The sequence below is a fragment of the Desulfomicrobium apsheronum genome (genome assembly GCF_900114115.1).
GTDB lineage: Bacteria > Desulfobacterota > Desulfovibrionia > Desulfovibrionales > Desulfomicrobiaceae > Desulfomicrobium > Desulfomicrobium apsheronum.
This window is the reverse complement of record NZ_FORX01000017.1, coordinates 101,314-111,801: the sequence shown is the minus strand read 5'-3', so window position 1 is coordinate 111,801 and position 10,488 is coordinate 101,314. Positions and strand designations below refer to the sequence as shown.

The 10,488-nt window shown below is 51.2% G+C and carries 6 protein-coding genes; 1 reads left to right on the top strand and 5 read right to left on the bottom strand.

All coding sequences use genetic code 11. The annotated features are described in order from the left end of the window. A partial coding sequence (locus BMZ40_RS14835) for a tetratricopeptide repeat protein (protein WP_143075655.1) occupies nucleotides 1-3,372 on the top strand: 3,372 nt, incomplete at its 5' end. A gap of 248 nt (nucleotides 3,373-3,620) precedes the next feature. Here the strand turns inward: BMZ40_RS14835 and BMZ40_RS14830 are convergent. The 5 genes from BMZ40_RS14830 to BMZ40_RS14810 all read right to left on the bottom strand — a co-directional run. After that, complete coding sequence (locus BMZ40_RS14830) at nucleotides 3,621-5,438, bottom strand: hypothetical protein (RefSeq protein ID WP_218143783.1); 1,818 nt, start codon at nucleotides 5,436-5,438, stop codon at nucleotides 3,621-3,623. Nucleotides 5,439-5,601: 163 nt separating this feature from the next. After that, nucleotides 5,602-6,360: an IS21-like element helper ATPase IstB gene (gene istB, locus BMZ40_RS14825; protein ID WP_092377493.1), complete on the bottom strand. Its 759-nt coding sequence runs from the start codon at nucleotides 6,358-6,360 to the stop codon at nucleotides 5,602-5,604. 10 nt (nucleotides 6,361-6,370) lie between these two features. Further along, nucleotides 6,371-7,879: an IS21 family transposase gene (gene istA / locus BMZ40_RS14820; RefSeq protein ID WP_177193199.1), complete on the bottom strand. Its 1,509-nt coding sequence runs from the start codon at nucleotides 7,877-7,879 to the stop codon at nucleotides 6,371-6,373. A 185-nt stretch (nucleotides 7,880-8,064) separates the two neighbouring features. Further along, nucleotides 8,065-8,847, bottom strand: coding sequence for an NYN domain-containing protein (locus tag BMZ40_RS14815; protein ID WP_218143782.1), 783 nt, complete (start codon nucleotides 8,845-8,847; stop codon nucleotides 8,065-8,067). A gap of 55 nt (nucleotides 8,848-8,902) precedes the next feature. Next, nucleotides 8,903-10,488, bottom strand: a 1,586-nt coding sequence (locus BMZ40_RS14810; RefSeq protein ID WP_092377487.1) for a tetratricopeptide repeat protein, incomplete at its 5' end; no start/stop codon positions are given.

The window sequence follows — 10,488 nt, the reverse complement described above, 5'->3', positions numbered from 1 at the left end:
ACGAGTCTTAATAGCCTAGCCGTGCTCTACGAAACCCAGGGCGACTACGTCCAGGCAGATCCTCTTTACAAGCGTTCGCTGGAGATCCGGGAGAAGGCTCTCGGCCCCGACCATCCCGATGTGGCCACGAGTCTGCATAATTTGGCTGGACTTTATTATGCTCAGGGCGACTACGTCCAGGCAGAGCCTCTTTGCAAGCGTTCGCTGGCGATCCGGGAGCAAATTTTGGGCTCCAACCATCTGGATGTGGCTACGAGTCTGAACGACCTGGCCGTGCTCTACAAAACCCAAGGCGACCACGCCCAAGCTATAACACTTTTGCAACGTGCACTGATGATTAAAGAGAAAGTTCTTGGTCCCGACCATCCTGACGTAGCGGTGATCGCGAATAATCTGGGCGTAGTCTACCAAAATCAAGGCAACTACATTCTTGCTGAAATGTTTTATAGGCGAACGCTACAGATTCGAGAGACAGAACTCGGCCCCAACCATCCCAACGTAGCGGTGAGCCTGAACTGTTTGGGCTTGCTCTTTTCCAAACAGGGTAACCAATTTCAATCTGAAGATTGTTACAAGCGAGCACTGGCAATTCTAAAGACAGTCTTCGGTTCCGATCATCCCGATGTAGCGACAGTCATGAATAATCTTGGCATATTATATGAAAAACATGATGATCACGTCCAAGCAAAAGCATTATTCCAACACGCGCTTGCAATTCGAGAAAAGACCCTCGGTCCCGACCATCCCGACGTAGCGACGAGCCTAAACAATCTCGCTATACCCTATGAAAAGCAAGGCGACTACGCCCAAGCCGAGACTCTTTATAGGCGTGCGCTTGAGATTCGAGAGAAGACTCTTGGACATGACCATCCCGAAGTGGCGCTAAACCTAAAATTTCTGGACGCACTATTTTCAAAGCAGGGTAGTCACACTCTAGCTGATGATCATTACAATCGTGATTGGGTAATCCAGGAGAGGTCCGTTAGCACCGGACAACACGAGAACGCATCAATCTATCAAACTAACTATTTCAAAATAGCAAATACAGACACATTATCATCTGATTTTCATAACTGGGAATTAATGGACGAAAACGGGCGAACAATAGCGCACGTTGCTGCGGAGCATGGCACATTACCCAGAGATTTTGATCAATGGGAACTGAAGGATGGCTGTGGGCTAACTGTAGCCCATGTCGCCGCCGAAAACGGAACTTTACCCAAAAACTATCATCAATGGGAACTGATAAATTCAGACGGTTGGGCCGTTTCCCATTTTGCTGCCAAATATGGTTCGTTACCTTTAGGCTTTGACCAATGGGGATTGATAGGCCCGGGTGGATGGACCGTGGCTCATATCGCCGCAAAGTATAATACTTTGCCTGAAGGTTTTGATCAGTGGGCACTGGCGGATTCAGACGGCAGGACCGTAGCTCATATCGCTGCTTTTTACTTATATTTACATTCAAATTTTAAGATGTGGGAATTAGCGGACAAATATGGCTGGACCGTAGCCCATGTCGTTGCAGAAAACGCTTCTTTGCCTGAAGATTTTGATCAATGGGCGCTAGCGGATTCAGACGGATGGACCGTCGCCCATGTCGTTGCAAAAACAGCTTCTTTGCCTGAAGGTTTTAATCAATGGTCACTCGCTGATTCAAAAGGCACTACCGTGGCCCATGGGGCTGCCATGATCGGCGCTTTGCCCCAAGGTTTTGATCAATGGGCGCTGGCGGACTCAAAAGGAAGGACCGTTGCACATGAAGCGGCCTTGCGCGGCGCTTTGCCTGAAGGTTTTGATCAATGGGCGCTGGCGGATTCAAAAGGCAGGACCGTTGCACATGAAGCGACCATGCTAGGCGTTTTGCCAATAAACTTTAATCAATGGGCGCTGTCGGATTCAAAAGGCAGGACCGTTGCACATGGGGCTGCCTTGCGCGGCGCTTTGCCTGAAGGTTTTGATCAATGGGCACTGGCGGACTCAGACGGATGGACCGTTGCACATGAAGCTGCAACATATGGCCATTTGCCTGAAAACTTCGAGCAGTGGGATTTGGCTGATCAAGAAGGTTGGACTGTGGCTCATGCGGCTGCAACGTATGGGCATTTACCTGATAATTTTAATCAATGGGCATTGGTTGCTTTAGATGGATTGACCGTAGCCCATGTCGCTTCTAAAAAAGGGACCTTGCCTAAAGGATTTAATCAATGGGAACTTTTGCAGTCATTTGGTTGGACCGTAGCACATGTCTCTGAAGGTTGGACTGAAGCGCATGAAGCAGCTAAAAAAGGTACTTTACCTAAAAACTTTGACCAATGGGAACTGATGGATGGAATGGGCCGGACCGTGGCCCATTTCGCGGCCAATCACGGCACTCTCCCAAATGATTTTGATCATTGGGAACTAATAGATGGAAAAGGTCGGACTGTAGCCCATATCGCAGCGGAAAAAGGTAGTTTACCTGAGAGCTTCAACCAATGGGAACTGAGGGATGCAGACGGGCGGAGCGTGGCCCATACCGCTGCCGTTTATGGATATTTACCTCAAAATTTTAACAAGTGGGACCTCTCAGATAATGCTGGCAGTACCGTGGCCCATATCGCCGCTTATAACGGAATATTGCCCCAAAACTTTGATCAATGGGATTTGGCCGATAATAAAGGGATGACTGTGGCACATGTTGCTGCAAGGAAGGGAAGGTTGCCCCCTAACTTTGATCAGTGGACCCTGGGTTGCGAGATGTCGTGGTACGTAAGTTATGTTATCGCAAGAAAAGAATCGTATCCTAACGATTTCGGACTTTTCAATATGAGCAATGAAAAAGGATGGACTGTTGCTCATGAAGCTGCTTCTTTTGAACCAATGCCAAATAATTTTAATCAGTGGCATCTTGTAAATGAAAATGGATGGACTGTAGCGCATATAGTTCTACAAAAATATCGTCTCCCAGCAGATTTTTCACAATGGAGATTAGCAAACATCTTTGGATGGTCCGTTGCGCATCAAGCTGCACTTTATAAACATTTACCATTCGGTTTTGATCAATGGACTATTGCAGACATAGAGGGATGGACTGTAGCTCATGTTGCGGGTGCAAAAGGCATATTGCCTGAAGATTTTTGTGAATGGAACTTAGCGAGTATAACGGGTTTGACTGTTGCACACATGGCTGCAAAAAAAGGTAGTTTGCCTAAAGACTTTGATCAGTGGAAACTGACGGATAAAAAGGGATGGACTGTAGCCCATGAAGCTGCAAAATATGGGCATCTACCCGAAGATTTTAATCAATGGGATCTTAAGGATAGAAAAGGCCGAACCGTATCCCAAGTTGCGTTCGATAAAAATACTTTACCTGAAGGGTTTGAACAATAGGCTCTGGCGGATCGTCACCCGAACACATCACTCTGGGGTGATAGTATCGGATAATTCTGCCAATGCAGATCAGATTTTCGGCAATATCCCTGGCCAGCGTATCTTGCGAAGGAATTCGGTTTATCAAAAGGATGTCTTGCCAAATCCAGCACCATCAAATCGAGGTGCAACTGTGGACGAAACCCATGGTGGTGCGAAGCGCCATTTTGGTACGTCCGTGTTGAGCGAGTTGTTATGCGGCATGTTGCCTAGCTTTCATGTTGCCCAGGTTGGTCAAAGAGACATTTACCTATAATCCAAATGGATCGCCCGAAGTTGTGAATAAGTTGTTCGCCTTGTCTTAGGAACGAAATGCTTTGGTCAATACCAGCAAGATTGATGGCCTCTGTAACTTTTGATCCTGCCGGATGTGCATCACCGACGCGCATATCATAGGTGCCAGCAATCTCAGCAAAGATTTGGCGGGCCTTATCGGTTCCAACTTTCTGGGACAATATATCTTGCAGAAGCTTGTTTGAACCAAGCTTTTCTTTCTCTAAGTGAGTTGAAAGTTTGCGAAGGTCGCGAATGTTGAGACGATCTGAGAATACGCGGACAAGCTCTTTCGCCAGTCTTAGCAATGACGCTTGGTCCCTGCTGTGGAAGCGAGATACCTGCTGCATAGCCGATTCATCATCGATATCGTGGCTGAACAAATCAACGCCGAACTTGTCGCGGAAGCCTTGATCGAGCATTCGCATGTTAACAAAGAGCATCTCCTCAACCGCATGTGTAGACGCCAGTTGGGTATTGACTTGCGCCGACAGCAATTCTCCTGAGACCTTCCCGTCCGGCGCAACGTTGTGGGCTGCCCAGATGTGCTGTTCCCAAGATGGGAGACGAGCGATGTCGTAGGCATAGACCGTTAGCAAGTCATCGGAATTGATGCCGAAGTGCGTGGCATAGCCGGAGGTTGAACAAATGGCACCGGTCTCCGCCGTGTACCACTTCAGGACGAACCCGCGGTGGTCTAGAAGGTCGGTCACTAGACTTGAACGAAACCAAAGCCATCGACCAATATCCTCGTTATCTAGTTCGGAAGATGCCATGCGTTTGCCGTCAGTCTCGACAATAAACTGAGGGAGAGTCGTGTCTGCATCTCCACGAACGCGCATGCTTTGAGATTGATGTTCAATCCATTCATCTCGCCAGAATTCACCCTCAACCCGAACGCCTTCATAACCGCCACGTTGACCTTGCAAGCTTTCATGGCCAGTGTTGTGGTCATTTTCTGGCCCCATCACAGGGGCGTCTTCATCTTGATCGACGTCCGTTCGCCAAGCACGGAAAATCGACCAGCTTCCTCCGAAAACGTCATTAATGTCGCGAATTAGGAACTCAAATCGACCGCCGTCTCGATCCTCTTGATGTTCTTTTAGATTTGCGTACTCGCTGCTTTCAAGCAATGGCACATTTTCCACTCTCTGGCGATAATAAGAGAGGCGAAGCGAAAGATTTCTTGCGGTCAAATAGTCAAGGAGATATTCTCGTTTAATCTCGACCTGACAATGTTCACCTTTCTCATCAAAACTCTCACGGGCCACTACAACGAAATTCTCTTCAGGCCTAACCCAGTTCGTTCCTTCTTTTATCAGGCGGAGCGCAACTACCAGATCAGGATTCAATATCCATTGTTTTCCGCCAACGACGAACTGAGGATGTTCGAAGACGAGGTTAACGCCTATTGGCTCCTTATCGTTGTACTGAAATTGATCAATGGTTGCGTAATAGCCATCTTCATAAGCATAAGGCGCTACGGTATGCCCTATTCCAATATCACTCCAGCTTAGGCGCTCTTCAACAAATTCGCGATGCTCTGGTGGAAATGCAGCAGACCCACAACCAAAATATTCACTGACGTAGCCTATACTTTCAACATCTCCCTTTTCGTGATTTATTGATGCCCTCAACGGAACCCAAGTCGCGCTAGAGAATGCTCGGCGAGTTTCCTTTGTTTGGAGAATCCAATCATGATTCATAGCTAATCTTCCACCATCAGTATGTTGCAACGCCCCTTGCTGCCGCATAACGCCACCCATAACCGCACGCAGGCAAGCGCAGCTTGCCGGAGGTCCGGTGAGTTGGGATGCTAGTGTTGATCAGCACCCTAATGGAGCCACCGATCGGCACCCTAATAGAGCCAGCAAAAGTGAGAGATTTTCACTCGGACGACCTCGTCTGGTTACGTGTTTATGAGTCGCCTCTGCAAGGAGAAAGATCCTTGCGAGGAGTCCTGTAGCTTTTGCCGTCCAGCACGATCTGGTAGGCGCCGTGCATGATCCGGTCGAGGGTGGCCGCGCCCAGCAGCTTGTTGTGGAAGGCGTCGTTCCATTCCGAGAAGTCCAGATTGCTGGTGATGATCGTTGGCCGCCGCTCGTAGCGATCTGCGATGACATCGTGGAAGTCTTCGTCCTGACCGGGGCGCATGGGTTTGAGACCGAAGTCGTCGATGATGAGCAGGTCTGCCTTGGTCAGTGCCGCCAGCTTGCGCTCGAAGTTGCCCACGGCCCGTGCTGAAGCGAGTTGGCCCAGCAGCTTAGCGTGGGAGGCAAACACGGTGTCGTAGCCGCGACGAACGGCGATGTGGCCCAGCGCCTGGGCAAGGTGGCTCTTCCCGGTGCCGCAGGGGCCGACGATGAGCACCGGGACCTTCTCCTCCAGGTAGCGACAGGTGGCCAGATCCATGATCTGCGCCTGGTTCACCCCGAGGTTGAAAGTGAAGTCGTAGCTTTCGAGCGTCTTCTGCGCGTTGATGCCGGCTCGGCGCTGCCTCATGACGAGTTTACGCTGCTCACGGCGAGCGATCTCGTCCTCGATGAGCAAAGCCAGGAAGTCGGTGTAGGCGAGCTTCTGCTCCACGGCTTGACGGTTGCGGATCTCCAGGGAGTCCAGGATGCCGGAGAGGCGGAGCTGTTTCAGGTGCGGCGTGAGTTGAGGCATGGGGTTCATTGCTGTGTCCTTAGTTTAGCATGTCAGAGTTGCGGGTGAAGCGGGACGTTCCGCCGTAGGCATCAGGCAGGGCGATTGGCAGGGAGAGGTTTTGTTGGTCCAAACCCTTCTCCAGGATGTTCTTCACGTTGCGGTACGTTCCGGCTCCGTGATCCAGGGCTCTGGCGCAGGCCGCCTCCAGTCGTCGTTTGCCGTAACGACCCTGAAGTTGCAGCAGACCTTGAACAGCTCGCAGGTTGTCGAGGACGCGGTGGGCAAAGAGATCATGGACCAGCTCCAGGCAGCGTTCTCCGATTTTTTCAGCCTGAGCCAAGCACCACTGCGGATCACGCATCAGGTAAGCCGTGGCTTCTGGTGGTAAGTGATCTTGCACCGTGCTCCGTGCGCCGGGTTTTGACAGCCGGGGATGAGTGGCCACGAGTTTTTGTTCATGGAAGATCTGCACAGTCTTCTCCGTGGCACGCAGCCAGAGAGACTTGTGGACCAGCGTGAACGGGGCGGAATAGAAGGCTTTTTCGAACTGGACATGGCAGTTGCCATGCAACTTTGCCGATGCCCATGCCGCCAGCTCGGGCGCGATATCCGGCAGAGGACGCAGGAAATCCTTCTCCATCTCGGCGAAACGAACCAAGGGCTTTTGCTTGGTCGTGCCGTGAATGCGGTTTCCGGCTGTGCCCATGACCCATTCGTGGAGTTGGCGGTTGGCGTCAGCGAGACTGCGGAACTCTCGCAACTTTGCGAAGCTGTTTTTGACGTATTTGATGTTCGATTCGACGACGCCCTTTTTTTGCGGGTCACGCGGAGGGCATGCGGAGACTAGGAAGGAGTACCCCTCGGCAAATTCGGCATAAGCCCGCTGGACTTCTGGCTCGTAGTAGCAGGCGCGGGTGATGGCGCACTTGGGATTGTCGATGACTGTCTTGAGTGGCGTGCCGCCGAAATACTCGAAAGCCCGGCGGTGGCAGCCCAACCAGGTTTCCACGCGCTGGTTGGTGACCAGTTCGGCGTACATGTGCTTGCTGCACGGGAGCGTCATGACGAAGAACCACGTCTTCATGACCTCGCCGGTATGGACGTCGGTGATGACGGGACCTGCGCCAAAGTCGATCTGGGCGGTCTCGGCTGGAGGATGATCAAGGAAGACGGTGGCTACCGGCGCTGACTTCTGGTGGCTCTTGAGCAGGCGTCGCACCGAGTCATAGCTTCCAGTGAAGCCGTAACGTTCGACCAGAGCCTGATGGATCGTCGTGATCTGTATCCCCTCGTCGGCCCATGTGCAGATCTGGTCGGCAAAGGGCTTTGCCAGGGACTGCGATGGTTGCGTGCTCCTTGGGAGCTGAAGCAGGGATTCCAGGACATCGTTGGGCGGGAGGGGTTGACTGCGGTCCAGCCAGCCTTGCTCCAACGCCAGGACGCGAAGCTGCGCGGCTTTAGGCCGCCCCATTGCGCCTGCGCGGGCAATATCCCGGTCAGACTCGCCCAGTCGCATCCTGGCGATGACGTGACGTATTTCGTGCATTGCGAACCTCCTGTTGGCCATCCCTTCCTCCTTGTGTTTCAGGAGGTCCGGGATAGGCGGTGAGGAAGTCCGAGCGAAGTGTTTTTATGGCTCTCTCAAAATCAGGGTGGCTCCATTAAGGGTGCCGATGAACTGGCTCCATTAGGGTGCCGACGTTTTGGCTTCATAGGGGTGCTGATCAACAGCTAGGTTCGCGTCTTTGGACGGTATGCGACAATGTTTACGGTACCCTTGCCTTTAAACTTCGTCATTTCGAAGATATCAATTTTCGAAATTAACTCTGTAATTTTTGTGAATCCGTAAGTTCGAGGGTCGAAATCGGGCTTAAGTCTTTTCAATAAACCTCCCACCGGGGCAACATTTGCCCAATCTTCGCCGTCATCGTCTTTGTACTGGATCCAACCAGTTAAAAGCGCATCAATGATGTCTTGGGGAATTTCTTCGACATTTGCGGCGGGTTCTGTGGCGGCCTGATCTTTATCTAAACCGATTATTATTGATTCACCAAGATTTTCAGAAAAAACAAAATCATCACATGAGTTTCTAAACGAAACAGGTGTTTTTCTTTCTCCAACACCAAAAACGTAAACTTCTGATTCACGTAGTCGAGACGCTAATTTTGTAAAATCGCTGTCTGACGAAATAAGAGCAAAAGCGTCGTATTTTTCAGTGTACAACAAATCCATTGCATCAATGATTAACGATGAATCCGTCGAATTTTTGCCTATTGTGTATGCGAATTGTTGTATCGGCTGAATGGCTAATTCGTTTAGTACTGTTTTCCAATTTTTTAGATATTCACTGGACCAGTCGCCGTAAGCTTTTTTTGTAATGATGTGACCATGCTTAGATATCTCATCAAGAATATACTTAATTTTTGAGTGTTGCGCATTGTCCGCATCAATGAGAACAGCGATTTTTTTCTGATCGTTTAAATCTTTCATATGCAACCTTTTGATTTTTTGCATAACGAGATAATTCCGCAAAGACATAAAAGGATTTCACCAAGACTACTTGCCTTGCTTATCTGCTCTTCTCAGTCAAACGCGAGATGATCGGCCCAGCCCTGACGAAGTCGCCTTGACTGGCGTAGATTAATGCCAGTTTGTTCAAGATCATCGTCACAGTGGAATGGTCTGGCCCAAGGGTTTTCTCCCATATCGCCAGCGAACGATGGTAAAGCGGCATAGCTTGTTCTGCATCACCTTGTGTGTCGTAGATATCTGCCAGATTCATCAAAATTGTCGCAACATTTGGATGGTTGGGACCGAGAGCTTTCTCAAAAATCGCCATCGAGCGCTTAAAAAGCGACTCGGATTGAGCATCATCGCCTTGCAACTTGTAGAGCCCAGCTAAGTTATTCAGGCTTGCCGCAACATCTGGATGTTCGGAACCGAGGGTCTTTTCCCTGATTGCCAGCACACGCTCATGGAGAGACTCCGCCTGTGAGTAGTCACCTTGGGCCTTGTAGAGCACGGCCAAGTTGTTCAAAATGGTTGCCACGAGATGATGGTCGGGGCCATGAGCCTCCTCTAAGATGGCCAAAGAACGCTTGTAATACGACTCAGTTTGGGCGTAATCGCTTTGAGCCCAGTATAGTCCAGCCAAGTTGTTCAGGGTTATTGCCACATCAGGATGGTTGTGGCCGAAAACCCTCTCCCGAATCGCCAGCGAACGCTTGTAAAGCGACAACGCTTGGCCTCGGTCGCCTTGGGTGTTACAGACACCAGCTAAGTTGTTCAAACTCACCGCCACATCGGGATGGTCGGGGCCGAGGAACTTCTCCCGGATCGCCAGCGTACGTTCGTGCAAGGACTTAGCCTGGGCGTAATCGCCCTGGGTGCGGTAGGTTTCCGCCAAATTGTTTAGACTCGTCGCCATATCGAGATGATCGATGCCGAGGGTCTTCTCCCGAATCGCCAACGAGCGCTTATGGAGAGACTCCGCCTGGGAGTAGTCACCTTGGGCCTTGTAGAGCACGGCCAAGTTGTTCAGACTCGCCGCCACATCGGGATGGTCGGGGCCGAAGAACTTCTCCCGGATCGCCAGCGCACGTTCGTGCAATGACTTAGCCTGGGCGTAGTCGCCCTGGGTGCGGTAGGTTTCCGCCAAGTTGTTTAGACTCGTGGCCACGTCGGGATGATCGACATTGAGGGTCTTCTCCCGAATCGCCAACGAGCGCTCATGGAGAGACTCCGCCTGGACGTAGTCGCCTTGGGCCTCGTAGAGCACGGCCAAGTTGTTCAGACTCGCCGCCACATCGGGATGGTCGGGGCCGAAGAACTTCTCCCGGATCGCCAACGCACGCTTGCAGTGCAACTCTGCCTGGGCGTAGTCACCTTGGGTGTGATAGATTTTGGCCAGATTGTTAAGACATGTGGCCACGTCAGGATGGTCGGGGCCGAGAGTCTTCTCCCGGATCGCCAACGAGCGCTCGTGGAGAGACTCCGCCTGCGCGTAGTCACGCTGGGTCTTGTAGAGTTCAGCCAAGTTGCTCAGACTCGTGGCCACATCGGGATGGTCGGGACCGAGAGCCTTCTCCCGGATCGCCAGCGAACGCTTGTAAAGAGACTCCGCCTGCGCGTAGTCACCTTGATTATCGTAGAGCA

Excerpts from the sequence above, each read along its gene's own strand:
- BMZ40_RS14815 (WP_218143782.1), bottom strand. The coding sequence starts at position 8,847 with ATGCAAAAAATCAAAAGGTTGCATATGAAAGATTTAAACGATCAGAAA.
- BMZ40_RS14830 (WP_218143783.1), bottom strand. The coding sequence starts at position 5,438 with ATGCGGCAGCAAGGGGCGTTGCAACATACTGATGGTGGAAGATTAGCT.
- istB (WP_092377493.1), bottom strand. The coding sequence starts at position 6,360 with ATGAACCCCATGCCTCAACTCACGCCGCACCTGAAACAGCTCCGCCTC.
- istA (WP_177193199.1), bottom strand. The coding sequence starts at position 7,879 with ATGCACGAAATACGTCACGTCATCGCCAGGATGCGACTGGGCGAGTCT.